Here is a 24,683-nt window from a genome sequence, read left to right on the forward strand (position 1 = left end):
TGTCGGCCGAAGATCCGCGCATGGCAACGGATCAGGCCGAGCGTCCGGACGCGTACGCGTCGTTGCGCGACCACGTCCGCCGGATGACGAACGTCGGCAACGCCGCTGGGGTCCTCAACTGGGACCAGCAGGTGACGATGCCCGAAGGTGGCACGCCCGCCCGCTCCCAGCAGACCGCCGCGCTGTCGGCGCTCCACCACGAACTGCTCACCGACGACGAGCTCGCCGGGTATCTGGACGAACTGGAGGGCCAGGATCTGGATGGCGACCGGAGCGCCGTCGTCCGCGAGGTCCGGCGCGAACACGAGCGGGCAACCCGCGTCGACGGCGATCTAGTCGAGGAGATCTCCGAGACCACTTCAAACGCCCTCCCGAAGTGGGAGCAGGCCAAGGCCGAGGACGACTGGGACGAGTTCGCCCCCACGCTCGAACGGATCGTCGAGTTGAAACGCGAGTACGCCAACCAGATCGACCCCGACCGAGACCCCTACGAAGTCCTCTTCGAGGAGTACGAACCCTACCTCGGGATCGACACCGCCGAACGCATCCTCGAACGCCTGCGCGAGGAACTGGTGCCGCTGATCGACGACATCGAGGACAGCGACGCCGACCTCGCCGATCCCTTCGAGGGTACGTACGCCGAAGAGGACCAGGAAGAACTCGTCCGGGCGGCGCTGGACACGCTGGGCTACGACTGGGACCGTGGTCGCCTGGACACCGCCGCCCACCCGTTCTCGATGGGGACGCAGTTCGACGCCCGCGTGACGACGCGGTTCAAACCGGACGACCCGCTGGACGCGCTGGGTTCGACGATCCACGAGTTCGGGCACGCCACCTATACGCTCGGACTCCCACAGGACGAGTACGGCACGCCGCTGGGTCAGTCGCGGGACCTCTCGGTCCACGAGTCCCAGTCCCGGCTCTGGGAGAACCACGTCGGCCGCTCCCGGCCGTTCTGGGACCTGTTCGGGGACACGGTGAACGACCACCTCGGGACCGACGTGTCCCCCCGCGAGCTGTACGAGGCGGCCAACCAGATCTATCCGGACAATCTCATCCGGGTCGAGGCCGACGAACTCACCTACCACCTCCACATCATCCTCCGGTTCGAGATCGAGCGCGATCTGGTGCGTGGGGATCTGGAAGTCGACGAGATTCCGCAGGTCTGGAACGACAAGATGGACGAGTACCTCGGCGTCCGGCCCGACACCGACGCCGAGGGCTGTCTGCAGGACATCCACTGGACCCACGGCAACTTCGGCTACTTCCCCACCTACTCGCTGGGGAGCGTGCTGGCCACGCAGCTGTTCGCGGCGGCCGAGGACGACCTCGGCAATCTGGACGAGGACATCCGAACCGGGGAGTTCGACGGGCTGCACGGCTGGCTCACCGAGCACGTCCACCGGCACGGCTGTCGGTACACCACCGACGACTTGATCGAGGAAGCCACCGGCGAGGCCTTCACCGCGGACTACTTCGTCGAGTACGCTCGCGGGAAGTTCGGCGACCTCTACGGGCTGTAGTTCGCCGCAACGTCGGTTCGACCGTACGCTTAACCGCCCCGCCCGCCTACGCCGGTCCATGAGCGACCTCAATCTCGACCCCACGCAACTGGACCGGTACTCCCGGCACATCATCATGGACGACGTCGGGCCCGAGGGACAGAAGGCGCTGCTGGACGCCGACGTGCTCGTCCTCGGGGCCGGCGGCCTGGGTTCGCCGATCGTCCAGTACCTGGCGGCCGCGGGCGTCGGCAGGCTGGGCATCGCCGACGACGACGTCGTCGAGCGCTCCAACCTCCAGCGTCAGATCGTTCACGCCGACGCCGACGTGGGCCGCCCGAAAGTCGAGAGCGCCGCCGAGTTCGTCGCCGAGCTCAATCCCGACGTGACCGTCGACGCCCACGAGACTCGCGTGACCGCCGACAACGTCGACGAGTTGCTCGCCGACTACGACTTCGTCGTCGACGGCAGCGACAACTTCGAGACGCGTTTTCTCGTCAACGACGCCTGCACGCTCGCCGGCGTCCCCTTCACCCACGGCGCGATCTACCGCTTCGAGGGACAGATCACATCCTTCACCGAGGGCCAGCCCTGCTACCGGTGTCTGTTCCCCGAAGCGCCGCCGGCCGGCGAGATCCCCGACTGTTCGGAGGCCGGAGTGCTGGGCGTCCTCCCCGGGACCGTGGGCTGTATTCAGGCCACGGAGACGGTGAAGTGGATCCTCCAGGACGCTGGCCTCGCACCCGAGGCCGACACGCTCGACGGCCGGATGATATTCTACGACGCGATGGCCATGACCTTCGAGGACGTCCCGGTCCAGCCCGATCCCGACTGCCCCGTCTGTGGCGACGACCCCGCCATCTCCTCCGTCCAGGACGTCGAGTACGTCGAGACCTGTGCCATCGGCGCGGACTGACTTGTAGTTTTCATTTTCTATAACTGGACGCGTATATTTATGATGTATTTCCGGCAACCTGTAGCCGCACAGGTGGCTTCCCCCCGATGTCAATCTCATCACTCGAAACTGAGCTGCCGGCGTTCGGCCTCGAAAAGCCCGGGTACGTCGAGTCGGTGTTCGCACTGGTGTTCGTCTGGGGCTTCGGCGACGCCGTCTCGACGTTGATCGCGCTGGCCTTCACCGGCGACGTCGGGATGGAAGCCAACCCCTTCGTTCGGCAGTTGCTCGCCCACCACCCCTTGCTGATGCTCGCGATGAAGGCCGCCGTCGCGCTGATCGTCGGCGTCACGCTGTTGACCTACCGCGATACCATCGAGCGGGTGCCGCTGTGGCGCTCCTGGATCCTGAGCGTCACGGCCCTCGGGACGCTCATCGTCGTCACGAACGTCTACGTCGGGCTCTCCGCGCTCTGAATCGCCACCGTTTCTTGCTGGAAGCGCTCGCCAGTCCAGCGCCACGATCCCACGAACGGCTCTGCCCCATCCAGCACGACGATCACGTAGGAGTAGCCCGTCCAGGTCGCCTGCCGTTCGTCCGTCCGGCTCGGTCTCGGCGGCCCCGCCGGATGCGAGTGGACGAACCCGACGACGTCCTGCCCCGCGTCCTCGATGGCCTGCATGTGTGCTAGCTGCTCCTCGGGATCGAGTTCGTAGGCGGTCTCGGGATCGCTCGCGATATTCGACGCGCGCCGGTGGCGGTCGGCCCTGCTTCGATCCGCCCCCTGACGACCGCCGAGCACCCCACAGCACTCCTCGGGCGCACGTTCCCGAGCGTGAGCGATCAGCTCGTCGTACACGCTCCGGGACAGTTCGAGCATCTCAGGCCAGCGCGCCCGGGAACGGCCGGACGGCCGAACTCGGCGGCACGTCGAACAGATCCGGATGCACACACGCCGCCAGGTGTTCGAGCGTGTCGACCAGCCGCGGGCCGGGCCGGTTCACGTAGTGGTGTCCGTCCATGGCGAAGACCCGCCCGTTCTGCACCGCGCGCAGATCGTTCCACCCGTCGCGGTCGAGCAGGTCGTCGCGGTTCCGCTCGGTCTGGTCCAGCCCGAACCCGCAGGGCGCGGCCACCAGCACCTCGGGGTCGTACTCCCGGACCGCGGCGAATTCCCGGGGTTCGGACCGCGCGCCCGGTTCGGCCATGCCGTACTCGCCGCCCGCCAGTTCGACCATCTCGGGGATCCAGTGGCCCGCGACCATCACGGGGTCGAGCCAGTCGAGTACCGCCACGCGTGGACGTTCGTCGGCGGCCGCCACCGTCCGCTCGACCGCCGTGACTCGCTCGCGCAGGTCCGCCACGAGTTCCGCCGCGCGCCCACTCGTCCCCGTCGCGTCCCCGATCCGGCGGATGTCGGCGAACACGTCGTCGAGACTGTGTGGGTCGGTCGTGAGCACGGCGGCGTCCAGATCGAGCCGTTCGACGGCCTGCCGGACCAGCACCTCGTCGACGGCGCATACGTCACAGATCCCCTGCGAGACGATCAGGTCGGGGTCCAGTCGTTCCAGGGTGTCCAGATCGATCTCGTAGACCCCGTCGCCGCTCTCCTCGGCGTCGGCGACCTGCTGGTTTAGTTCCCGACTGCTCGCCTCGGGGTCGACCCGCGAACGATTGACTGCGGGTACGCCGGCAGCTGCCGGCGGGTAGTCACACTCGTGGGAGGTGCCGACGGGTTCCAAACCGAGGGCGTAGACGATCTCCGTCGCCGAGGGGAGCAACGAGACGATGCGCATGGGCCTGCTACGGCCCCCGTCCTCAAAAAATCAGAGATCCCGGGGTTTGTCGATGGGTTCGTCGGCCTCGCCGGCGTGGCCGATGACCCACTCCAGCGGGACGAGCTTGGTTCGCTTGCCCACGTCGAGGCGGATCTTGTCCGGTTCGTTCTCGCGGTGCTGGTGCTCGATGGGTGGTGCCTCCGCGACGATGCCTTCGGTCGTATAGCCGTACACCGTGCTGTCCTGTCCGCCCTCGTAGTAGAGCAGGTGGTCGCCTTCGACGTATCTCGAAGACCTGGCCACCGCTTCCTCCGAGGTCTGTTCGGAGGTGGTCTCCCGGTCCGACGGGTCCACGAGCAACGCTTGGTCCTTGGCGTCCGGTGTCTCGCCGCCGCGACGCGCGACCTGCTCTTCGACGACGGTGAACCCGACCACGTCCGCCACGTCGCGCTCGGCCGCCCACTCGGTCAGTGCCGCCGACACAGCGTTGGTCGTCACTTCCGAGCGGGACTCGGCGGACAGCGGCATCCGCTCGACGAACCGATGCCTCCCGTCGGTCTCGTACTCGACGACGAGTCGAAACGTAACCTGTTCGCCACGCGAGACCACCTCGATCTCGAATTCACTCCCGGTTATTGAAACCTTGCCCATGCGCGTTCACTCTGCCTCTCCGCAAGGTTTCGCGTTCTGTATAATAGGGTTCCGGATCGTATCGCATCCGTGAGTCTAAATGGCCGGCAGGGCAAGTGTCGGTGATGACGGCGACCGAGTCCGGGACCTACCGGGTCTACGGGAGCGACCGCGACGAGGGGGAGCTGAACTTCGTCGAGCAGGGAACCGAACAGCCGACCTACGTCCGCGCAGACGGGTACGACGAGCCCCTGGCCGACGCCGTCGCCGACCTCCGCCCGGGCTACCTCGTCGAGGCCACGCTCGACTGGAGCCAGGAACCGGCCACCATCACCGACCTGACCGTCCTGACCCGCACACTGCTGTTCGTCGCCGACGACACGGCAGACATCTTCGAGCGCGCCACGGAGACCTTCCAGGAGGCTCGCAGGGAGGAGATGCCGATCTACCCGACCCAGACGTTCGACACCGACGGCGAGCCCAACGGCGTCCTCTACGTCGTCGCAAGACAGGCCGGCGAACGTGACCTGTTCGCCGAGTTCTGTGACGGCCGCAAGACCATCGAACCGATGCTCGGGAAGATCGAGACCGGCGGCGTCGAACCGCCCTACGAGGTGTTCTGTATCCGCCCCGCGACCGAACCGTTCTTCGTGATCTACATCGCGCTGGATGCCGGCGGTCTGCTCGCCGAGACGCTCCACGACGAGTACGACCCCGAACATCCCTGAACCCGCCCCAAGAGCCAAGCCCCGTTCGGCGCTAGGTGGGCTATGTCCACCCCCGAGGATATCTACGAGCGCATCGAGAACCGCCTCGTGAGCCACGGCATCTACGTGACCGACTTCGAACGGGGCGATCCCCTCGAGATCACCTACGAGACCGTCCACGCCGGGGAGAGCGGGACCGTCCCCGACCGAGACATCGGCCGACTCTGTAACGTCCTCCGGGAGTTCCGCGCGGAGGGCTGGGAGCCGGTCGACCTCCGGGCAGTCGTCACCGACCTGGAGGGCGAGCGACTGGGGTCGTGGGCAGCCGAGGCCGCGTGGTTCCGCCGGCTGGGCCGCGACGAGATCACCGAAACCGAGTTCTCACAGCGCGTGCTGGAGACCGTCGAGACAGCCTGAGCGGGGCGACCTGTCCCCAGACCCACCGGTAGGATTAACTGCCGGGCGCTCGCCCTCCTCGGGCATGAACGTCCCTGTCGTCTGGGAGAACCGCGTGCGCTTCGAGGAGACCGACATGCAGGGCGTCGTCTTCTACGCCAACTACGTCACGTTCCAGGACGAGACCTTCTCGGCCTTTCTCCGCGAGATCGGGTACAGCTACCAGGACGTCGAGACGGCCGGGTGGGACGTCCACGTCGTCAACGTCGACATGGACTACCGCGGCCAGGCCACCTTCGCCGACGAACTGGTCCACGGCTACCGGATCGAGCGCATCGGCGAGTCGAGCATGACCGGCGAGTACGTCGCCCGGCGGGCCGACGACGAGGAACTCCTCGCGGAGGGCACCGTCACCCACGTCGCCGTCGACAGCGAGACCGGCGAAACGACCCGCATTCCCGACGCCTTCCGCGAGGCCGTCGCCGCGTTCCAGGAGACGCCGCCCCAAGAGAGCTAACAGACCGGTTTCGGGTCGATCCCCATGCCCTCCAGGGCCTCGACGTAGTCGTCGTACGCCGCCGCGACGGCCGCCTCGGCCGCCGTCGCGGCTCGTTCCCACTCCTCGTCGGACCCGCAGCTGTCCTCGAGCAACGCCAGCCCCGCGTCCCGCCGGTCGTCGGCCCCGGTCCGGACTTCGCGGATCAGATCCGCCCGTCGCTCGTCGGCCTCGTTGACGAAGAAGTTGACCGCCTGCAACAGGATGCGGTCCAGCACCAGCGACGCCCCCACGAGGCCGGCCCCGGCACGCGTCACGTCGTCGTCCTGCCCGCCGACCCCCGTTTCGAGTCCGCTCTCGTCGGGTATCGCCTCCAAGTCCGCGTCGAGGCGGTCGGCGTGATCGCCCGCGGTCTCGGTGGCCGTCTCGAAGGCCTCGGCGACGCGCTCGTCGTCGGTTTCCTCGCTCCACCGCCGGAAGGCGTCGGCGTGAAACAGTTCGGTGGCGGCCAGTACGCCCAGCACGGTGTCGGTGTCGAGGTCGGCCCCGGTCGCGGCCAGCAGGGCCTTGTCCGAGCCGAGGCGTTCGAGGGCAGTTCGTTCGTTCTCCCGAACCCGGTCGAGAAGCTGCTGTCCGTCCATACCGTCGCGTTGGTCAGCCGGCGGCTTAGCTTCCCGGGCCCGTCACGGCCGCTCGTCGCCCCCATTCCCGGGTCGTTTATTCACGACGGCGGCCTACCCACGGGCATGAGCGACTACCCCGAACCCGACGTGGCGGTCGACTCGCGGTCGCCGGACTGGCTGGCCGGTCGACTGGCCGCCGGCGACCCCGTCCGCCTGCTCGACGTGCGCAACCGCGACGAGTTCGAGGACTGGCAGATAACGGGTCCGTCGGTCGAGGCGAGCCTGATCCCGTACATGCAGTGGCTCCAGGCGGAGGTGCAGGACGCAGTGGCCGACCGCGCCGAAGAGATCGGCGGCGACGGGCCGATCACCGTCGTCTGTGGCAAGGGCGAAGCCAGCGCCTACGTCGCCGGCCTGCTCACCGAGGCCGGGCTCGACGCCCACAACCTCGACGAGGGCATGGAGGGCTGGGCCCGCGTCGCCCGCACGGTCGAACTGCCCTGTGACGCCGCGACGGTCCTCCAGTTCCAGCGGCCAGCGAGTGGCTGTCTCTCCTATCTCGTCGTCGCCGGCGACGAGGCCGCCGTGATCGACCCGCTCAGAGCCTTCAGCGACCGGTACGTCGCGGCGACCACAGAGCGGGACGCCGAGATCACGACCGTCGTGGACACGCACGTCCACGCCGACCACGTCAGCGGGCTCCGGGAACTCGCAGACGAAACCGGCGCGACGGCCGTCTTGCCCCGGTTGAGCCACCAGCGCGGTGTCGAGTACGACGTGGAGACGATCATCGACGGCGAAGAGATCGAGACGGGCGACGCGACCCTCCGTGCGGTCCACCTGCCCGGCCACACGACGGGGACGACCGGGTTCGCCGTCGGCGACGTGCTCCTGTCGGGGGACAGCCTCTTTCTCGAATCGGTCGCCCGGCCGGACCTCCAGCGCGGCGAGGGCGGCGCGGAGGCGCTGGCGGCCCAGCTGTACGAGTCCCTGATCGAACGGCTGGCCGACTTCGACGACGACACGCTGGTCGCGCCGGGCCACTACAGCGAGGGCACCGACCCCGACGCGGACGGCGCTTTCGCTGCCAACCTCGGGGACCTGCGCGAGCGTCTGCCAGTCTTCGATATGGATCGGACGGCGTTCACCGCCCGGATCGTGCGGGACATGCCGCCCCAGCCCGACAACTTCGAGCGCATCGTCGCCGCCAACCTCGGGCTGGCGGACCTGGACGACGCCGCGGCCTTCGAGGTCGAACTCGGGCCGAACAACTGCGCCGCCACTCCATCGCTCGGGGAGTGAGTGTTACGGACACGAACGAAACGGCCGTTTCCGTTTCCAGCTAGTGCTGAAAAACCAGCCTACGCTAACTCTGGAAACCCGAAATCTGCCACTGCTAATTCTGGTAGATTTATGACGGTGGAGCGAATCGTTCGGGGCATGCGACTGGAAGACAAGACGGTGTTCATCACCGGTGCCGGGTCCGGTATCGGGCAGGCCACTTCGCTGCGCTGTGCGGAGGAGGGTGCCTATGTAATCGCGACGGACGTCGACGAGGAGAGCGCCGAGGAGACCGCCGAGAAGGTCGAGGGTCTCGACACCGGTGGCGCGGAAGCCCACCGCGTCGACGTGACCCAGGCCGACGAGTTCCAGGCGGCCGTCGAGGCCGTCCACGAGCAACACGGGCTGGACGTGATAATCAACAACGCCGGGACGGGCCACCCGCCCGCCGTCGTGGAGGACATCAACGAGTCGATGCGGGACTTCGTGATCGACGTGAACCTGAAGGGGGTCTGGAACGGCTGTCACGCGGCGCTCCCGCTGATGAAAGAGCAGGGCCACGGGGCCATCGTCAACGTCGGCTCGCTGGCATCCGTCTTCGGCCTGCCGCGCAACGCCGCCTACTCGATGACCAAAGGCGCGGTCCTGAACTTCACGCGTGCCGTCGCCTCCGAGGCCGGCCGCGACGGCGTCCGGGCCAACACGGTCTGTCCGGGCTTCACCGACACGCCGCTGGTCGAGCAGATGCTCGCCACCTCGGACGACCCCGAGGCCGCCCGGAAGAAGATGGAGGAGGGCTACCCGCTCGGTCGCCTTGGCGAACCCGAGGAGATCGCCGACGCCATCGTCTTCCTGGCCTCCGACGAGGCCTCCTGGATCACCGGCGAGGGCCTGCTCGTCGACGGCGGCTACCGGGCCTCCGGCGGCGGATAGCGCTCATCCTCCCGTCCCGTTCGGATCGAACTCTTTGCCGAAGACGAGGAACACGCCGGTCCCGAGCAGGCCGATGGCCGTGGCCACGCCGAAGGCCAGTTCCGGCGAGACGGCGTCGTAGAGGTACCCGCCGACCAGCGCGCTCGGGATGGTGAGCGTGTTCCGCAAGAGGTAGTACGCGCCAGTGACCCGGCCGCCGGCGTTTTGCTCGGCCGGACCGACGATCAACGCCTTGTGGGCGGGCAGACCGGCGAACCTGAGCCCCGAGAACGCAAAGAGCAGGCCCACGATCAGCGGGTCGGCGGGCGCGTTGATCAACAAGACTGGGAAGATCGCGTAGACCGAAAAGCCGAGCGCGACCACGGGCTTGAGTCCGATCCGGTCGGCGAGTCTCGTCACCGGGACCATCGACATCAGCGCGACGACCATCTCGACGGCCAACAGGACGCCGAAGAGGGCGTCGGGCGAGAGATAGCCCACGAGCGGGAGCGTCGCGTCGACCGTCAGAAACTCCGTGACGACGATGACGAAGAAGACGTACACCATGCCGTTGGCGAAGCGCACGAGCGTGTCGCCCGCCAGCAGCGGTGGGAGCGCTGGCGGCATGGATCGGAGGTCGTCGGCGACCGCCGACAGTCCCGCGAAGGTCTTCCCGATACTGTCGTCGCTGGAGTCGTAGAGGACGTGCTGGGCGACCGTCGCGACCAGCCCGAACGCGGCGGCCACGAGGAGCACCGCCTGAAAGCCCACATCGAACCCGTAGACGGCGATCAGGCCGGCCGCGAGCAGCGGCCCGACGAGGAAGGCCAACCGACGGACGGTTTCGGTGCTCGCGAAGCCGGTCGCCAGCCGGTCGGGCGGGACGGCCTGTTTCACCACCGCGAAGGTCGCGCCGAGCCCGAACGACTTCCAGGCCTGGGCGAGGAAGAGGCCGAGGAAGATACCCACGGGGAGGACGACCGCCTCGACGGTCACGAGCGGGAGGACGGAGAGGTCGACGGTGACGGTGCCAAACAGCGGGGCGGCCAGCCACACCAGAAAGCCGACCGTCGAGGCCAGTCCGAACGCCGTCAACGCCAGTCGCGACCCGATCCGGTCGGAGAGAGCCCCACCGGGATAGGGATAGACCGCGCTGATGAGGTTGCCGACGGTGCCGTACAGTCCGATAGCCAGTCCGCCAGCGCCCAGCAGGCTCATGTAGCGTGGCACGTACCGGCCGGTCATCTGGAAGCCGAGACTAAAGGCGAACATCGCCACCGAGAGGACTAACACGTCCCGTTCGAGCGCGAAGAAGGCCCGGAGCGTCCCCAGCACGCTCTCCCCGTCGTCCTCGGCGCGTCCCTCCCCGGCGGCGTCGGCCATACTACGCCTTGGGAGGTGGCCGAGTTAAATCGCGGTTCCGACGGCTCCTGTGTGGAACGTACTCAAACCAAAACAGCGCCCGGCGGGCGGCGTGTCCGAATCGACCGTCCGTCGTGCCGGTCAGGCGCGCCGTCGCAGGACGAGGACGGCCAGCAGGGCGGCCACGACGGCGGCGACGGGCGTGAAGCCGGGACCGATACCGCTGGAGGTCGTCGACTCGTCGTCGGTGGTTTCGACTTCGGTGGCGGTGTCCTCGGGTGTCGGACCGCCCGGCCGGACGGCTTCGACGGTCGAACTGTCCGAGAGTCCCTCGGACTCGGCGCTGATCGTGTGTTCGCCGGGATCGGCGATCCGGACCTCGAGTTCGCCGCTCTCGTCGGTCTCGCCGACCTGCTCACCGTCGAGCATGACCGGCACACCCTCCTGTGGCGTTCCGTACTCGTTCGTGAGCGTGATCCGGATGCTGCCGTTCGCCAGGATCTGTGCGTCCGAGATGGCCATGTTGAGCGCCTCGGTCTTCCGGATGGTCGCGTCGAGCGACGTGTCACGTTCACCGACCTCCAGGGTTTCGTTCACCGTCTCGTAGCCGTCCTTGGTGATCCGCACCTCGAGATCGGAGTTGACGGGGACGCTGGCCGTCGCCTCGCCGTCGGCGAGCGTCGTCGTGCTGGTGGGAATCGCCGGGATCGAGATCGACGCGCCCTCGACCGGTTCCGCCGGGTCGAAGTGGTCGTCCCGGACCTCGAAGGTCGCGATCACCGACCCCGTCTGGATGCGGGTCGTGATGCTCACGTCACCGTCCACATCGAACGTCGTTCCGTTGGACTCGTATCCGGACTTGAACGCGCGGAGCGTGTACTCGCCCTGTTCGATGGTGCCGCTCTGATGGACTCCGTTCGAGTTCGTTCGGGCGTTCACGACGGTCTCGCCGTCGTGGAACAACTGGACGACGGCGTTGTTGACCGGCACACCGTTGCCGTCGCGCACCTGAACCTCGGCGGTGCCCTTCTCGGCGACGGTGATCGTCACCGACTCCTGGCCGACGCTGTCGACCTCGTAGGGCGTGTTTCGCACGTACTCGTCGCTCTGGACGGAGATATCCACGTCTGCACCCTGCGGCACGTCGATCAGCGCCTGGCCGTTCGAGGCGGTCGTCGCCGTCCGGTTCCCGTCGTCCCAGGTCGCGGTCAGCTCCGCACCGCCGACGGCCATCCCGGCCTCGTTCTCGACCGTGACGGTGAGCGTGACGAGGTCGCTCTGTGTCGTCCCTGCGGTCGCTACCGCCGGAACGGCGGCCACCACGACGACGACAGCGAGAAGCAACGTCGTTGTCCGGTTCATGTCCGGTGAGTCGGAACACTCTCATATACGTTTGTCGGCTGTCACCGACCGACGCCGTCCCGAAAAGATGCCTGCGAGGCCAGGATCGAGGCCCTCGACCCGTGTCGAGCTATCTGAGGGGACCGCCGCCGCCACCCGGTGAGCCGTCGTCGAGGTCCGCGACGACGTGCTCGACTTCCGAGGGGTCGATGGTCGGGACCGGCCCGTGGATCGTGCGGGTCAGCGCCGCCGCGGCCACCCCGTGGGCCAGCGCGCCGCCCACGTCGTCGCCGGCCAGCCGCCGACCCAGGAACGCCCCGACGAAGGCGTCGTGTTGCCCGGTCACGTCGACGGCGTCGGTCTCGACGGCGTCGCGCTCGTGGATCGTCGCGTCGTGCCAGACCAGCGCCCCGTGTTCGCCCCGGGTCATCACGACCGTCTCGAAGTCACCCTCGTTGGCGAGTTGGTGGGCCATCTCGGGTGGCTTGCCGGTCTGTTTCAGCACGCGCTGAGCCTCCTCCGTGTTGGTGACGAACACGTCGACGGCCGGGAACAGCTCGGTGATCGTCTCGCGGGCGTCCTCGCTCGACCACAGGTCGGGTCGATAGTCCAGCCCGAGGACCGACTTGCCGCCAGCGGCCCGCAACACCGCCTGTGTCGTCTCGACCACGTCCTCGGAGAGCGCCAGCGACTCGCCGCTGGCGAACACCGTCTCGGCGTTCTGGACGGTGTCCATCGCCAACCCGCCTGGTTCGATGGTCTCCAGCGCGGTCCTGTCGCGGTCGTCGACGCTCGTGCTCCTCCGGGGCGTCGTGCCGTGCTCGTAGAAGGTCAGTCCCTGGCGCCCCTCGTCGGCGTCGGCCCAAGTCACGTCGGCCGTGAGCCCGTGCCCGCGAAGCGTCGAGACCGCCCGCCGGCCCAGCGGCGTGTCCGACAGCTTCGACATCCAGGCCACGTCGGTCCCCAGTCTGCTCGCCGCGACCGCGACGTTGCTCGCCGCCCCCGTCGTCCACACGTCGAACTGTTCGGCCGTCTCCAGTCGTGCCGTCGGCGGCGGCGACAACCGCAACACCGCCTCCCCGAACGTCACCAGCTGTGTCATATCTCCAACATCGGAGTCGGGGGGTTTAGTTCGTGTGGTGGGTTCGCACGCCGACACCGTCGCGCCCGCCCTCTCCCGGCCGCCGGGCTCACCCGCCGTGACCGGGATAGTCCCGCTCGAACCGGTTCTCGATCTCGTCGTGATCGAACTCGATGACGACCGGCCGCCCGTGCGGGCAGGCCCACGGGTTCTCGCAGTCGTCCAGCGCCGACAGCAGCGCGACGACCGACCCCTCCGTCAGCGACGTGTTGCCCGTGATCGAAGGGTAGCAGGCCAGGTCCGCCAGCAGGTCGTCGGCCACCGCGTCGACGGTCTCCGCGGCCGCCGACTCGCCCGTGACGAACGCCGACAGCACCTCCCGGATCAACTCCGGCCCGGCCGCCTGTGCGACCAGTTCCGGGACGGTCCGGACCTCGACGGTTCTCTCGTCTTTCCGCTCGGCCCGGAACCCCAGCCGTCGCAGGGCCGGCTCGTACTCCTCGAACAGCGCCGCCTCGCGGGCCGTCAGGGACAACTCGACCGGCTCGGCCAGCGCCTGACTCGTCGCCCCCTCCGCGAAGCGCTCGCGCAACCGCTCGTAGTTGACCCGCTCGTCGGCCGCGTGCTGGTCGATCAACACCAGCCCGTCGTCGGTCTCGGCCACGAGGTACGTGTCCCGGTACTGGCCCAGCACGCGCATCGACGGCAGGCTGTCGAACGACTCGCGCTCGTCCGTCGCCGGCTCGCCGTCGCCGAGCCGCGCCTGATCGGTCCCCGGCCGGAACCGGCCGTCGCTCCCCCGGTCGTGCGGGGTAGTCGGTTCGTCGTCTCCCTCCTGGGCGACCGATCCCGCATCGGTGCCCCCGGCGGGTGACGACCCGGCGCTGGCCTCCCCGGCCGCCCGACCCCCTCCCCCGTTTCGGGTCCGCCCGCTCTCCTGTCCCTCGACCGTGCCGGCGTCGTCGCCGGCACCGGTGTCCGTCTCCGCTTCGGCCGCTCGGTCGGTCCCGCTCGGCTGCTCCGGATCGGCGTCCCGCACGTCGTCCGGACCGATGGGCGAGCGGGTCGTGGTTTCGGGTGCTTCGGGAGTGTCGGCCTCGGTCCCTCCGTCACTCTGCCCCGTCGACTCGTCCACGTCGGCCGCGTCGGTCGCGCTCTCACCGCGGTCGGGCGCGATCTCGGTCTGCTCGGGCGCGCTCCGGCCACGGGGGGCCGACGAACGGATCAGCCCCTCCCGGAGGAGAGCGTCCTCGACGGCGGCCCGGACCTGCTCGGCCACGCCCTCGGCGTCGGCGAAGCGGACCTCCATCTTTCGGGGGTGGACGTTCACGTCCACGGTGTCGGCCGGCAGGGAGAGATCGAGGACGACGAAGGGATAGCGGTCGGGCGCGAGCTGGTTGCCGTAGGCGGAGACCACCGCGTCCCGCACCGTCGCGGACCGGACGTACCGGCCGTTGACGTAGGTCGTGACGTACTCGCGGCTGGCCCGGTTGGTCTCGGGATGGCTCACCAGCCCGGCCACGCCGTCGAGGGGACCCTCCGGGAGGTCGTCTGTTTCGTCGTCCCCGTCGCCCCTCTCGCCCGGATCGACTGCCACCATCCCCTTCGCAACGTCGCGGCCGTAGACCGACAGCACGGCGCTCTGGAGGTCACCCTGGCCGGTCGTGGCGAACGTCTCGCGGCCGTCGTGTTCGAGTGAGACGGCCACCTCCGGGTTCGCCAGCGCGTAGCTCGTGACCAGGTCGTTGACGTGGGCGAACTCCGTCCCGTCCTGTTTGAGGTACTTCCGGCGGGCCGGGACGTTGAAAAACAGGTCCTCGATCTCGATGGTCGTGCCCTCGGGACAGCCGGTCGGCTCGACGGTCGTCACCTCGCCGCCCTCGACACGGAGTCGGGTGCCCCTGTCGCCACCCCGCGGTCGCGTCTCGACGGTCAGCCGCGAGACTGCGCCGATGGCGTGGAGCGCCTCGCCCCGGAAGCCCAGCGTCGTGACGCCGGCTTCGAGATCCTCGATGTCGCTGATCTTGGAGGTCGTGTGTTCCTGGACGGCTTTGCGAACTTCGGCCTCGGTCATGCCGATCCCGTCGTCACTGACGCGGATGCCGTCCTTGCCGCCGGACTCGACGGCGACCGCCACTCTGGACGCGTCGGCGTCGAGGCTGTTCTCGACGAGTTCCTTCACCACCGAGGCCGGGCGCTCGACGACCTCGCCGGCCGCGATCCGCTCGACGGTCTGCCCGTCGAGTTCCCTGATCGTCCCGTCCTCGCTCATTGCACAGGAGTGACAGTCTCACGTACTTGAGTATGCCGACAGCGAGGCCGAGTGACGCCAGGACGGACGCTACACGTCGCCCAGCGCCGCCCCGACGACCACCGCGACGACGCCGCCCCCGACCAGCACGCCGAACCCGGGGACGTACGAACCCGTCAGGTCGTGGAGCGACCCCACGAGGACGGGACCGAGGAAGCCGCCGATCTCGCCGACGGCGAAGACGAGGCCCACCGCGACGCCGGTCAGCTCCGGCCCGATTCCCTCCAGGTTCGGCGGCATCGCCCGGATCAGCGGCGAGAGTCCGCCGACGCCCAGGCCGGCGATCACGATGCCCAGCGCCGCGACCGCCGTGGCACCGCCCGCGACGACGCCCGCGACGCCGACGGCCGCGAGGCCGCCACAACCGATCACCGCCCCGCGTCGCGCGTCGATCCGGTCGGCCAGCGTCGGGATCGCCAAGACGCCGACGACCTTCGCACCGACCAGTAGGGTGGTCGTCTGACCCGCTCGGTCGGCCGACAGGCCGCGAGCCTCCAGTACCGTCGGGAGCCAGCCCTGCAACCCGTGAACCAGCGCGAGGTAGACCACACCGAGGACGACCATCAGCCGCAGATCGCGGTGGCCCAGGACTCGCCGGAGGTCCGTCCGGACCGAGGACGACGCGCGCTCCCGGTCGCCGTTCGCGGCTCCGTCCCCACCGCCGATGGGCACGACACGGACGACCGCGATCCAGACGACCGCGTACCCGAGGGCGGCGACGCCGCTCCAGAGGAAGAGCGGCCGCCACCCCCCCAGCAGGGGCCCGACGACGGGTCGACCCAGCCCGAACGCGCCCGCCGTCCCGGCGGCCGCGCCGACCATGTACAGCGACGACGGCAGACCGGTCTCGGCGGGCGGGAAGAGCACGGAGACGAGTTTCGGGAGACCGAAGGTGATCGCCGTCGCGCCGACGCCCAGGAGCAGGGTGGCCGCGAGCAGGCTGGGAAACCCGCCCGCGATGCTGCGGGCGATCTGGGCGATTCCGGTCACGACGAGGCCGACCGCGAGACTCCGGGCCGGCCCGATCCGGTCGACCGCGAGGCCCGAGAACAGCGCGATGGGGATGTAGGTCAGCGGGACCGCGCCGGCGAGCAGGCCCGCTTCCGTCCCACTGAGCCCGACCTCGGCGATGATCGTCGCCAGGTAGGCCGGCAGGCTGAACCAGACGAAGGTGAGGCTGGTGTAACAGAGCGCCCCGGCGACGACGAGGCCGTAGCGGCGCGACGCGACCGACGAAGTCATTCGACGGAGGGTCGAGTCGCCGATACTAAAGGGCGTCTTCTCCGCCGCTCTAGAGTCGATTCGCTAACAAGTCGAGCAGTTCCCAGAGCGCGGCCGTGGGCGTTCGGGCATCGAGCGTCGCCGGTTCGTAGTCGTACTCGGTGTTGGGATCGGGCCGCTCCTGAAAGTGAAACCAGCCGTCGACGTGGGCGTTCGGTTCGTTGTGGAACCCGTAGTCGTAGCCCCCGGTTTCGCTGTAGTGGAGTTTGAACATCGCGCCGAAGTTCGTTCGCGGGCCGGCGACGGACGGGCCGGCGGGATCCGGGCGGCCGTCGCCGTCCGCTACGTCCGGATTCGGGTGACAGACGAGTCGAAGCGTGCCCGAATCTGCGGGACGGCCGAAACTGTTGGGTTCGATACGGGCCGTGACCTCAGCGTAGCCTCCATCTGTCTGTCCGCGCGCGGACTCGACCGCCGGACGCTGTTCGAGTTGCTGGCGGAGTTGCCGGAGAATCCGATGTCGCTCGGCACCGGCGTCCGGCGACCCGTCGGGCGTCATGCAGAGGCAGAACGAGACGAGGTGTACGTGTCGTAGTGATCCAGCGCGTCGCGGAGCAGCGAGAGTCGATAGCGGGCGTACTCCCAGTCGGACGCGGCTTCCAGTCGCTCACGCGCCGCGTCGGGCGTGCGGTCGGCGTCGGCGACGGACGCCCGGAGCGCTTCGGGTGAGTCGGCGTCGTAGGTCTCTCTGTATCCCTGTAGCTCCTCCTGTACGTCGGCCGCCACCGCGGCGAGTTCGTCTTCTGTTCGCCCATCGACGAGTTCGCGAATGTCCTGAGACCGGGTGTAGACGGGATCAGGCGCGTAGGCCGCGCCCTGCTCCGTGGTCGTCGCCGTGAGGACGCCGAGGTCGGCCAGTCGCTCCAGGTGGTTCCGGGCCGTGTTCTCCGCGACCTGTGCTTCCGACCCGACCCACGCGGCTGACCGCGGTTCCGAGAGCGTCAGCGCGACGCTTTTCACCCGGTCGAACGTCGACGTGTTCTCCACCCAAGTCTCGCTCATACGGACTTTTCGAGTTCCAAAGCAAGAATTCTGTCTCTAACTCAAACGATTCGTCCGTGGTCGTGCTCTGGATTCCCGCCCAGTTCGGGTTCCCGTCCTGCCCCCGCCGCTTAAGTCCCATCCGCGACAGGCAGGGGTATGCGACTCGAAGGCAAGACGGCGTTCGTCACTGGTGCAGGCTCCGGGCTCGGTCGGGCCGCCGCGGAACGATTCGCCGAGGAAGGCGCGACTGTCGTCGCCGCCGACGTCGACACCGAGGGTCTCGACGGGACCGCAGAGCTGGTCGAGGACCTGGGCGGCGAGGTCGCGACACACGAACTGGACGTGCGCGACGGCGACGCGTTCCGGGCGGCGGCCGACGCCGCCGCCGAGGAGTTCGGCCTCGACATCCTGCTGAACAACGCCGGGGTCAGTCACGACCGGATGGACTTCGAGAGTATCGAAGACGACGAACGCGACCGCGTCCTCGACGTGAACGTCAAGGGCGTCTGGAACGGCTGTCAGGCCGTCCTGCCCCACTTCAGGGAGCAGGGGTCGGGTGCCATCGTCAACACGGCCTCGCTGGCGGGCGTCATCGGCGCGCCCCAGTTGACCGGTTACTCGCTGTCGAAGGGCGCGGTCGTGAACTTCACGCGAGCGATCGCCGGGGAGGTCGGTCCCGCGGGCGTCCGAGTGAACGCGGTCTGTCCCGGCGTGACCGACACGCCGATGCCCCGGAAGGGACAGACCGCCGAGGAGTGGGAGGTTCGGAAAGAAGAGATGTCACGGCACTACCCGCTGAAGCGGCTGGGTGAACCGGAGGACGTGGCCAACGCGATGTTGTTCCTGGCCTCCGACGAGGCCGACTGGATCACCGGGCAGGCGCTGGTGATCGACGGCGGCTTCTCCTGCTGTTAGAATTCGGTTTCGAGTTCCGCTTCACGTTCGCCCGCGCTGATTTCGACCTCGAACGCCTCGGCCTCTGCCGGCACGGCCACCGTGATCCGGCCGTCGGCGCCGGTCGTGCCGACCCGCTCCCCGTCGACCGTCACCGTGGCGTTCGCCACCGCCGATCCGTTGGCCGTCACCGAGATCGTCGCGTTCCCGCCCGGCGGGACATCGCCGACGACCGTCGCGTTCAGGCTCTGCTCGTCGTCGTCCTCGCGGTCGTCGGCATCGTCGTCGTCGGCGTCGGACTCCGTTTCGTTCTCCTCGCGGTCGTCTTCGTCGCGCTCGTCCTCGTCGCGCTCATCGTCCTCGCGTTCGTCCTCGCCCTCCTCGGCCTCCATCTCGCTCTCGTCGCCCTCGCGCTCGAACGTCACGCGGAGGTCGGCCACGTCGTCGCCGGCCCCGACGACCAGCTTGAACTTCTTCTCGTCGGGACTCGCGACGGTGACGCGACCGTCGGCGTCGGTGGTGCCGACCGCTTGGCCGTCGATCTCGACCGTGGCGTTCGCGACTGGTTCGTCGTCACGCGTCACTTCGAGGGTCGCGGTCCCGCCGCGGGTGACCGCCTCCTCGTCGACGAACTCGACGTCGAGGTCCTCGCCGACGGGCTCGATGGGCACGTCCGTGCCGGACTGGCTGACGACCGGCCGGAGGATGTACTTCCCGCTGTTGCCGGCCTTGTGGACGGCGATGTCGAACACGAAGTCGGTCGACGCGTTCGCGCCGACGGTGAACTCGAAGTTCAACTGTAACTTCTCGCTGGGCAGTTTCACGCGGACCTGTTCGCCTGTGGTCAGCGTCGCGTTCACGTCGCTCACGTACGCGAACACCTTGGTGTACGTGCCGTTCTCCGGCTGAACCGTGGTCAGCCGCGTCGCGTTCGCACCCTGCAGCCGGGTGAGGTCCACAGTCCGGTTGTCGACGGCGTGTTCGGACCAGCCGCCCTCGGCCCGCTGGAAGCCGATCTCAGAGATGGTGACGTTCAGGTGCTCGAAGTCCGCGATGGCGTTCTCCTGGTCGCTGACGTAGAAGTTCACGCCAGCCTGTGCCGCCTGCGTGATCACTACACTGCTCGTCCCCTCGGCCGGCGTCCCGTCCGCCGTGGTCGGTGTGCCGTCCGCGGCGGTCGGCGTTCCAGTGTCGACGCCGCCGGAACAGCCCGCGAGTACGAGCATGCCGGCGAGCGCCAGCGCTGTGAGTGCCTTCGTTCGCATACCCGGTACTTGCCGATGCCGGGAATATCTCTTGTGGCCGTCACGAGAACCGGTACCGTGGGTCTGTGAGGTGCGTGCCCTCGCGGGTCGGTCCCCGTTCCTTCGACCGGGCCCCGCCCCGAAAGCCACCGGTAGAATCATTTCGCTCGCGCTCGCCCATCCGCCGATGCACGAAGCAGACTTCGGCGTGGCCGGCGAGACGGCCATCGTCACCGGTGCGAGTCAGGGTATCGGACGCTCGATCGCGGAGACACTCGCGGCTGGCGGCGCGAACGTGGGCATCTGCTCCCGGGAGATGGACCGGGTGGGTCCCGTGGCAGACGAGATCAACGACAGCGACGTCGACGGCGAGGCGCTGGCCGTGGAGTGTAACGTCCGCGAGCGCGAGCAGGTCGAAGCGTTCGTCGAGGAAGTCGTCGAGGAGTTCGGCGGTCTCGATATCATGGTCAACAACGCCGGCGGGGAGTTCGTCGCGCCCTTCGAGGACATCTCGCCCAACGGGTTCGACTCTATCCTCGATCTGAACGTGATGGGCACCGTCCACGGGATGCAGGTCGCCGGTGAACACATGCGCGAGGACGGCGGGGGCAAGATCGTCAACGTGGCCAGCGTCAACGGCCAGCATCCCGCACCCAACGAGAGCCACTACTCGACGGCGAAGGCGGGAATCATCCAGCTCACAGAGACCGTCGCGACCGAGTGGAACGACGACGGCATCCGGATCAACTGCGTCGCGCCCGGCCTGATTCAGACGCCGGGGGTCGCCGAAACGCTGGGCATCGACAGCGAGGACATGCCCCCGCGCGACCAGGTGGACCGCCGGATCGGCTACGGTGAGGACATCGCCGACGTGGTGCAGTTCCTCGTCTCGCCCGCCGCGGCGTTCATGACCGGCGAGACGGTCACCGTCAAGGGCGTCCCGCGGCCGGGCAACTCGATGCAACACGATCTGGGCCTGCAGTAACGCGGTCCCGTCGCCCTCGGGCACGAACTGCCCCGGGGCCCACGCTTAAGCCCTCCCGTCGTCAATCGGTTCTCGAATCGCGGGTGGCGGATCGACCCGCCGCCTGTCGGATCGACGGGGACAATCGATGGACTGGTACACCGAACCGAGCGACGACGTTATCGATCGATTGGAGACGACCGAATCGGGGCTCTCCGAGGCCGAAGCCGCCGACCGCCTCGAACGCGAGGGGCGAAACGAACTCACCGCCGACCAGCGCCGGAGCCCGCTGTGGATCTTCCTGGCGCAGTTCTCCAGCGCGCTCATCTGGGTGCTGATCGGTGCAGTGGTACTCTCCGTGGCTGTCGGCCAAATCGTCGACGCAGTATTGATCGCCGTCATCCTGCTGGCAAACGGCGTCTTCGGGTTCGTCCAGGAGTACCGCGCCGAGCAGAGCCTCGCCGCGCTCCAGGAACTGGCCGCGCCCGAGGTCACCGTCCGCCGGGACGGCACCGAGGAGACCGTCGACGCGACGACGCTGGTACCCGGCGACGTGGTGGTCTTCTCTCAGGGGGACGTGGTACCGGCCGACTGCCGTCTGCTCGGCACCGACTCGCTGGAGGTCGACGAGGCGGCCCTGACTGGCGAGAGCGTCCCCGTCGCGAAAGGCACCGAGCCCGTCGAGGCCGGGACACCCATGGCCGAACGGACCAGCATGATCTACAAGGGGACGAACGTCACCCGCGGGCGGGGCGTCGCGGTCGTCGTCGAGACCGGCATGGAGACCGCGATGGGCGAGATCGCTACCTCACTGCTGGCCGCCAAAGACGAAGGGACGCCGCTCCAGCGCGACCTGGACTCGCTGGGCCGCAAGCTCGGGGCCGGCGTCGCCGTGCTGTCGGTGCTCGTCGTCGGTCTCCTGCTCGCCGGCGGGACCGAACCGATTCAAGCCGCCCTGACTGCCATCTCGCTGGCCGTGGCGGCGGTCCCAGAGGGGCTTCCGGCGGTGGTCACCCTCACGCTGGCGCTGGGCGTCCGCCGGATGGCCGACGAGAACGCGCTGGTCCGGACCCTGCCGGCCGTCGAGGGCCTCGGCTCGGTCGACGTGGTCTGTACAGACAAGACCGGGACGCTCACCGAGGGCGAGATGCACGCCCGGCGGGCGTGGGTCCACGACGCGACCGTGGATCTGGACGACGACACCGTCGGCGACCGCCTCGGCGACCTCCTGGAGATCGGCGCGCTCTGTAACGACGCGACGACCGAGGACGGCGACCCGACCGAGGTGGCGCTGGTCCGGGCCGCCGCCGACTGCGGACTCGACGTGGACGAGTTGCGCGAGACCACCCCGCGGACCGACGAACGCCCCTTCTCGGCCGAACGCAAGCGGATGGCGACCGTCCACGACGACGTGGTCTACGTCAAGGGCGCACCGCAGGTGATCCTCGACCGGGCCGACCGCGTCCAGACCGCCGAGGGGGCCGAACCGCTCGACGACGCCGGTCGCGAGCGGATTCAGGAACGGATCGAGTCCTTCGCCGGCGACGCGCTCCGGGTGCTGGCCTTCGCCCGCAAGGACGATACGCAGGGCGATATCGAGGACGATCTGATCTTCGTCGGCCTGATGGGGATGATCGACCCCGCCCGCGAGGAGGTCGCCGAGGCTATCGCCGACACCCACCGCGCCGGCATCGACGTGACGATGATCACCGGCGACAACGCCCTCACCGCGGGGGCCATCGCCGAGCGCATCGGCATCGACTCCTCGGTCCTGACCGGCGCTGAGGTCGAGGCGATGGACGACGCCACGCTCCGGGAACGCGTCGCGGAAGTGAGCGTCTTCGCCCGCGCGGAACCGTCCCACAAAGTGCGAATCCTCGAGGCCCTGCAGGACGTGGGTCACACGGTCGCGATGACGGGCGACGGCGTCAACGACGCACCCGCGCTGAAACACGCCGACATCGGCATCGCCATGGGCATCCGGGGGACCGACGTGGCCAAACAGGCCAGCGACGTAATCTTGCTGGACGACAACTACGCGACGATCCGATCGGCCATCCGCCGGGGTCGGGTGATCTTCGACAACGTCTGGAAGTTCGTCGCGTACCTGCTCAGTGCGAACGCCGCCGAGGTGGCGATCGTCCTCGGGGCCTCACTGTACGGCTATCTCATCCTGCCGCCGGTCCAGTTGCTCTGGATCAACCTGCTGACCGACGGCCTGCCGGCGCTGGCGCTGGGGACCGATCCCGGCGGGGACGTGATGGCCCGCGACCCGCGGGACAAAGACGCCGGTATCGTCGACCGCTCGATGCTCACCTTCGTCGGCGGCGCCGGGCTGACGATGACGGCACTGATGTTCGGGCTGATGCTCTACACGCTGGGTGGCGCGGCCAGCAGAACCCCCTACGCGATGACGATGGTCTTCACCGGTTTCGTCGTCTTCGAGTTCGCCAAACTGTACGTGGTGCGCTGGACGCGGGACACGCCCCTGCTGTCGAACCTGTGGCTGGCGCTGGCGGTCGGGGCCTCGCTCACGCTCCACCTCGCGGTGCTGTACACGCCCCTCTCGCAGTACTTCGGGACGGTCCCGCTCTCGCTCGCGGATTGGGGCCTGCTGGCCGGCGTCGTCGCCGTCGGCACGCCGATCCTGCTGGTCGTCGGGTGGCTCTCGAAACGGCGGACTCGGGCCGAATCCGTCTGACCGATGGTCGCGGGGCGTCGCTGGCGCTCGTGTGGTGAACCGCGGCCACAGCCGTCCTGTCGCGCGCTCGCACCCATCGACGAGCTAGCAGATCCGGTCTTTGATTACCCTCTCCGTGGTACCGCCACCCATGGCAACCGGTGGGCTAGTACTGACCGGGATCACGATCGTGTTCCTGCTCGTGGTGACCGTCGCCCTCGCGCGCGTCGTGGACTGGCGTTCGTACACGCCGTCACCGATCGGGGCTGACGGGGACGGGTACGGCGAAGCCGGCCAGGCCTACGAAGAAAAGCCCGGTGGGATCGTCCGGTGGCTCACCACCGTCGATCACAAAGACATCGGCATACTGTACGGCGTCTACGCCGTCGCCGTCTTCGCCGTCGGTGGGCTCATGGCCGTCCTGATGCGCGCACAGCTACTGCTGCCTGCGGGCGCGTTGCTCGACGCGAACCTCTACAACGCCTTCCTGACCAGCCACGGGATATCGATGTTGCTACTTTTCGGGACGCCCATGCTCGCCGCCTTCGGCAACTACTTCATCCCGCTGCTGATCGGAGCCGACGACATGGCGTTCCCGCGGATCAACGCCATCGCGTTCTGGTTGCTTCCGCCCGGTGCGTTGCTGGTCTGGGGTGGCTTCTTGCTCCCCTCGATCGGTCCTGCCCAGACCTCCTGGGTGATGTACCCGCCGCTGTCGGCCGAGCAGCCACAGGCAGGTGCCGATCTGATGATGCTCGGCCTGCATCTCGTCGGCATCTCCGGGACCCTCGGTGCGATCAACTTCATCGCGACGATCTGGACCGAGCGCGGCGAGGACGTCTCCTGGGCGAACCTGGACATCTTCTCCTGGACGATGCTCACCCAGTCGGGGCTGATCCTCTTCGCCTTCCCCCTGCTGGGGAGCGCGCTGATCATGCTCCTGCTGGACCGGAACGTCGGGACGACGTTCTTCGCCATCGAGGGTGGCGGAACGATGCTGTGGCAACACCTGTTCTGGTTCTTCGGTCACCCCGAAGTGTACATCCTCGTGCTCCCGCCGATGGGGCTCGTGAGTTTCATCCTGCCGAAATTCTCGGGTCGGAAGCTGTTCGGGTTCAAGTTCGTCGTCTACTCGACGCTGGCTATCGGCGTCCTCTCCTTCGGCGTATGGGCTCACCACATGTTCACGACCGGGATGGACCCGCGGCTGCGGGCCAGCTTCATGGCCGTCTCACTCGCCATCGCGATACCGAGCGCGGTGAAGGTGTTCAACTGGATCACGACGATGTGGAACGGGAAGCTTCGGCTGACGACCCCGATG

24 protein-coding genes are annotated in these 24,683 nt (G+C 68.4%); 12 read left to right on the forward strand and 12 right to left on the reverse strand.

The window, feature by feature from the left end; all coding sequences use genetic code 11:
- Positions 1 to 20 precede the first annotated feature (20 nt).
- The 3 genes from EAF64_RS19915 to EAF64_RS19925 all read left to right on the forward strand — a co-directional run bounded on the left by EAF64_RS19915 (position 21) and on the right by EAF64_RS19925 (position 2,873).
- Positions 21 to 1,523, forward strand: a complete 1,503-nt coding sequence (locus EAF64_RS19915; RefSeq protein ID WP_129070734.1) for a carboxypeptidase M32 — start codon at positions 21 to 23, stop codon at positions 1,521 to 1,523.
- 58 nt (positions 1,524 to 1,581) lie between these two features.
- The gene (ubaA, locus tag EAF64_RS19920) at positions 1,582 to 2,418 is read left to right on the forward strand and encodes an SAMP-activating enzyme E1 (RefSeq protein WP_129070735.1); all 837 of its coding nucleotides are present in this window, start codon (positions 1,582 to 1,584) and stop codon (positions 2,416 to 2,418) included.
- A gap of 86 nt (positions 2,419 to 2,504) precedes the next feature.
- Complete coding sequence (locus tag EAF64_RS19925; protein WP_129070736.1) at positions 2,505 to 2,873, forward strand: DUF5658 family protein; 369 nt, start codon at positions 2,505 to 2,507, stop codon at positions 2,871 to 2,873.
- Here EAF64_RS19925 and EAF64_RS19930 read toward each other — a convergent pair.
- From EAF64_RS19930 to EAF64_RS19940, 3 genes are read right to left on the reverse strand one after another with little or no spacing between them, the layout of a single operon-like run.
- Positions 2,849 to 3,277 (reverse strand): desampylase, encoded by a 429-nt coding sequence (locus tag EAF64_RS19930; RefSeq protein WP_129070737.1) that lies wholly within the window; start codon positions 3,275 to 3,277, stop codon positions 2,849 to 2,851. The two genes, EAF64_RS19925 and EAF64_RS19930, sit on opposite strands and share 25 nt — an antisense overlap.
- 1 nt (position 3,278) lies before the next feature.
- A complete protein-coding gene (locus EAF64_RS19935; protein ID WP_129070738.1) occupies positions 3,279 to 4,193 on the reverse strand; it encodes a cobalamin-binding protein in 915 nt (304 codons plus the stop codon).
- Between the two features lie 30 nt (positions 4,194 to 4,223).
- The gene (locus EAF64_RS19940; RefSeq protein ID WP_129070739.1) at positions 4,224 to 4,826 is read right to left on the reverse strand and encodes a hypothetical protein; all 603 of its coding nucleotides are present in this window, start codon (positions 4,824 to 4,826) and stop codon (positions 4,224 to 4,226) included.
- Between the two features lie 104 nt (positions 4,827 to 4,930).
- On the opposite strand from EAF64_RS19940, the gene EAF64_RS19945 reads away from it, so the two are divergent.
- From EAF64_RS19945 to EAF64_RS19955, 3 genes are all read left to right on the forward strand, one after another.
- A complete protein-coding gene (locus EAF64_RS19945) occupies positions 4,931 to 5,533 on the forward strand; it encodes a DUF6663 family protein (RefSeq protein WP_129070740.1) in 603 nt (200 codons plus the stop codon).
- Positions 5,534 to 5,575: 42 nt separating this feature from the next.
- Positions 5,576 to 5,929: a hypothetical protein gene (locus tag EAF64_RS19950; RefSeq protein ID WP_129070741.1), complete on the forward strand. Its 354-nt coding sequence runs from the start codon at positions 5,576 to 5,578 to the stop codon at positions 5,927 to 5,929.
- Between the two features lie 64 nt (positions 5,930 to 5,993).
- Positions 5,994 to 6,425, forward strand: a complete 432-nt coding sequence (locus EAF64_RS19955; protein ID WP_129070742.1) for an acyl-CoA thioesterase — start codon at positions 5,994 to 5,996, stop codon at positions 6,423 to 6,425.
- Here EAF64_RS19955 and EAF64_RS19960 read toward each other — a convergent pair.
- Positions 6,422 to 7,045: a hypothetical protein gene (locus tag EAF64_RS19960; protein ID WP_129070743.1), complete on the reverse strand. Its 624-nt coding sequence runs from the start codon at positions 7,043 to 7,045 to the stop codon at positions 6,422 to 6,424. The two genes, EAF64_RS19955 and EAF64_RS19960, sit on opposite strands and share 4 nt — an antisense overlap.
- A 105-nt stretch (positions 7,046 to 7,150) precedes the next feature.
- Between EAF64_RS19960 and EAF64_RS19965 the strand changes: the two genes are divergently transcribed.
- A complete protein-coding gene (locus EAF64_RS19965) occupies positions 7,151 to 8,329 on the forward strand; it encodes an MBL fold metallo-hydrolase (RefSeq protein WP_129070744.1) in 1,179 nt (392 codons plus the stop codon).
- Positions 8,330 to 8,467: 138 nt separating this feature from the next.
- Positions 8,468 to 9,241, forward strand: a complete 774-nt coding sequence (locus tag EAF64_RS19970; protein WP_129070745.1) for an SDR family NAD(P)-dependent oxidoreductase — start codon at positions 8,468 to 8,470, stop codon at positions 9,239 to 9,241.
- 3 nt (positions 9,242 to 9,244) lie between these two features.
- Here the strand turns inward: EAF64_RS19970 and EAF64_RS19975 are convergent, their stop codons facing one another.
- From EAF64_RS19975 to EAF64_RS20005, 7 genes are all read right to left on the reverse strand, one after another.
- Positions 9,245 to 10,603 carry an MFS transporter gene (locus EAF64_RS19975; RefSeq protein WP_129070746.1) on the reverse strand — a complete coding sequence of 453 codons (1,359 nt, stop codon included), beginning with the start codon at positions 10,601 to 10,603 and terminating at the stop codon, positions 9,245 to 9,247.
- Positions 10,604 to 10,723: 120 nt separating this feature from the next.
- The gene (locus tag EAF64_RS19980; protein ID WP_129070755.1) at positions 10,724 to 11,944 is read right to left on the reverse strand and encodes a carboxypeptidase-like regulatory domain-containing protein; all 1,221 of its coding nucleotides are present in this window, start codon (positions 11,942 to 11,944) and stop codon (positions 10,724 to 10,726) included.
- Positions 11,945 to 12,053: 109 nt separating this feature from the next.
- The gene (locus EAF64_RS19985) at positions 12,054 to 13,025 is read right to left on the reverse strand and encodes a sugar kinase (RefSeq protein WP_129070747.1); all 972 of its coding nucleotides are present in this window, start codon (positions 13,023 to 13,025) and stop codon (positions 12,054 to 12,056) included.
- An 88-nt stretch (positions 13,026 to 13,113) separates the two neighbouring features.
- Positions 13,114 to 15,276 carry a DNA mismatch repair endonuclease MutL gene (gene mutL / locus EAF64_RS19990; RefSeq protein ID WP_129070748.1) on the reverse strand — a complete coding sequence of 721 codons (2,163 nt, stop codon included), beginning with the start codon at positions 15,274 to 15,276 and terminating at the stop codon, positions 13,114 to 13,116.
- Between the two features lie 69 nt (positions 15,277 to 15,345).
- Entirely contained in the window at positions 15,346 to 16,557 is a 1,212-nt protein-coding gene (locus EAF64_RS19995) for an MFS transporter (protein ID WP_129070749.1), read from the reverse strand.
- 49 nt (positions 16,558 to 16,606) lie between these two features.
- Positions 16,607 to 17,095 (reverse strand): hypothetical protein, encoded by a 489-nt coding sequence (locus EAF64_RS20000; RefSeq protein ID WP_129070750.1) that lies wholly within the window; start codon positions 17,093 to 17,095, stop codon positions 16,607 to 16,609.
- Entirely contained in the window at positions 17,092 to 17,598 is a 507-nt protein-coding gene (locus tag EAF64_RS20005; RefSeq protein WP_129070751.1) for a DUF7342 family protein, read from the reverse strand. Before EAF64_RS20005 ends, EAF64_RS20000 begins: the two co-directional genes overlap by 4 nt.
- Before the next feature lie 138 nt (positions 17,599 to 17,736).
- On the opposite strand from EAF64_RS20005, the gene EAF64_RS20010 reads away from it, so the two are divergent.
- Positions 17,737 to 18,495 (forward strand): SDR family NAD(P)-dependent oxidoreductase, encoded by a 759-nt coding sequence (locus tag EAF64_RS20010; protein WP_129070752.1) that lies wholly within the window; start codon positions 17,737 to 17,739, stop codon positions 18,493 to 18,495.
- Here EAF64_RS20010 and EAF64_RS20015 read toward each other — a convergent pair.
- Entirely contained in the window at positions 18,492 to 19,739 is a 1,248-nt protein-coding gene (locus EAF64_RS20015; protein ID WP_227739069.1) for a DUF4382 domain-containing protein, read from the reverse strand. The genes EAF64_RS20010 and EAF64_RS20015 overlap by 4 nt on opposite strands.
- 166 nt (positions 19,740 to 19,905) lie before the next feature.
- On the opposite strand from EAF64_RS20015, the gene EAF64_RS20020 reads away from it, so the two are divergent.
- From EAF64_RS20020 to EAF64_RS20030, 3 genes are all read left to right on the forward strand, one after another.
- Positions 19,906 to 20,703: an SDR family NAD(P)-dependent oxidoreductase gene (locus EAF64_RS20020; protein WP_129070753.1), complete on the forward strand. Its 798-nt coding sequence runs from the start codon at positions 19,906 to 19,908 to the stop codon at positions 20,701 to 20,703.
- 127 nt (positions 20,704 to 20,830) lie between these two features.
- Positions 20,831 to 23,383, forward strand: coding sequence for a cation-translocating P-type ATPase (locus EAF64_RS20025; RefSeq protein ID WP_129070754.1), 2,553 nt, complete (start codon positions 20,831 to 20,833; stop codon positions 23,381 to 23,383).
- A gap of 130 nt (positions 23,384 to 23,513) precedes the next feature.
- Positions 23,514 to 24,683: cbb3-type cytochrome c oxidase subunit I (locus tag EAF64_RS20030; protein WP_193767780.1), on the forward strand; the 1,170-nt coding region annotated here is incomplete at its 3' end.

This window comes from Halorientalis pallida (assembly GCF_004118325.1).
GTDB classification, from domain to species: Archaea; Halobacteriota; Halobacteria; order Halobacteriales; family Haloarculaceae; genus Halorientalis; species Halorientalis pallida.

What these genes read in the sequence shown, in the direction of transcription:
- EAF64_RS19945 (WP_129070740.1), top strand. Translation starts at nt 4,931, where the DNA reads ATGACGGCGACCGAGTCCGGGACCTACCGGGTCTACGGGAGCGACCGC.
- EAF64_RS19940 (WP_129070739.1), bottom strand. Translation starts at nt 4,826, where the DNA reads ATGGGCAAGGTTTCAATAACCGGGAGTGAATTCGAGATCGAGGTGGTC.
- EAF64_RS20010 (WP_129070752.1), top strand. Translation starts at nt 17,737, where the DNA reads ATGCGACTCGAAGGCAAGACGGCGTTCGTCACTGGTGCAGGCTCCGGG.
- EAF64_RS20000 (WP_129070750.1), bottom strand. Translation starts at nt 17,095, where the DNA reads ATGACGCCCGACGGGTCGCCGGACGCCGGTGCCGAGCGACATCGGATT.
- EAF64_RS19915 (WP_129070734.1), top strand. Translation starts at nt 21, where the DNA reads ATGGCAACGGATCAGGCCGAGCGTCCGGACGCGTACGCGTCGTTGCGC.
- EAF64_RS20005 (WP_129070751.1), bottom strand. Translation starts at nt 17,598, where the DNA reads ATGAGCGAGACTTGGGTGGAGAACACGTCGACGTTCGACCGGGTGAAA.
- EAF64_RS19950 (WP_129070741.1), top strand. Translation starts at nt 5,576, where the DNA reads ATGTCCACCCCCGAGGATATCTACGAGCGCATCGAGAACCGCCTCGTG.
- EAF64_RS20025 (WP_129070754.1), top strand. Translation starts at nt 20,831, where the DNA reads ATGGACTGGTACACCGAACCGAGCGACGACGTTATCGATCGATTGGAG.
- EAF64_RS19980 (WP_129070755.1), bottom strand. Translation starts at nt 11,944, where the DNA reads ATGAACCGGACAACGACGTTGCTTCTCGCTGTCGTCGTCGTGGTGGCC.
- ubaA (WP_129070735.1), top strand. Translation starts at nt 1,582, where the DNA reads ATGAGCGACCTCAATCTCGACCCCACGCAACTGGACCGGTACTCCCGG.
- EAF64_RS19960 (WP_129070743.1), bottom strand. Translation starts at nt 7,045, where the DNA reads ATGGACGGACAGCAGCTTCTCGACCGGGTTCGGGAGAACGAACGAACT.
- EAF64_RS19965 (WP_129070744.1), top strand. Translation starts at nt 7,151, where the DNA reads ATGAGCGACTACCCCGAACCCGACGTGGCGGTCGACTCGCGGTCGCCG.
- EAF64_RS19975 (WP_129070746.1), bottom strand. Translation starts at nt 10,603, where the DNA reads ATGGCCGACGCCGCCGGGGAGGGACGCGCCGAGGACGACGGGGAGAGC.
- EAF64_RS19925 (WP_129070736.1), top strand. Translation starts at nt 2,505, where the DNA reads ATGTCAATCTCATCACTCGAAACTGAGCTGCCGGCGTTCGGCCTCGAA.
- EAF64_RS19955 (WP_129070742.1), top strand. Translation starts at nt 5,994, where the DNA reads ATGAACGTCCCTGTCGTCTGGGAGAACCGCGTGCGCTTCGAGGAGACC.
- EAF64_RS20015 (WP_227739069.1), bottom strand. Translation starts at nt 19,739, where the DNA reads ATGCGAACGAAGGCACTCACAGCGCTGGCGCTCGCCGGCATGCTCGTA.
- EAF64_RS19935 (WP_129070738.1), bottom strand. Translation starts at nt 4,193, where the DNA reads ATGCGCATCGTCTCGTTGCTCCCCTCGGCGACGGAGATCGTCTACGCC.
- EAF64_RS19995 (WP_129070749.1), bottom strand. Translation starts at nt 16,557, where the DNA reads ATGACTTCGTCGGTCGCGTCGCGCCGCTACGGCCTCGTCGTCGCCGGG.
- mutL (WP_129070748.1), bottom strand. Translation starts at nt 15,276, where the DNA reads ATGAGCGAGGACGGGACGATCAGGGAACTCGACGGGCAGACCGTCGAG.
- EAF64_RS19985 (WP_129070747.1), bottom strand. Translation starts at nt 13,025, where the DNA reads ATGACACAGCTGGTGACGTTCGGGGAGGCGGTGTTGCGGTTGTCGCCG.
- EAF64_RS20020 (WP_129070753.1), top strand. Translation starts at nt 19,906, where the DNA reads ATGCACGAAGCAGACTTCGGCGTGGCCGGCGAGACGGCCATCGTCACC.
- EAF64_RS19970 (WP_129070745.1), top strand. Translation starts at nt 8,468, where the DNA reads ATGCGACTGGAAGACAAGACGGTGTTCATCACCGGTGCCGGGTCCGGT.
- EAF64_RS19930 (WP_129070737.1), bottom strand. Translation starts at nt 3,277, where the DNA reads ATGCTCGAACTGTCCCGGAGCGTGTACGACGAGCTGATCGCTCACGCT.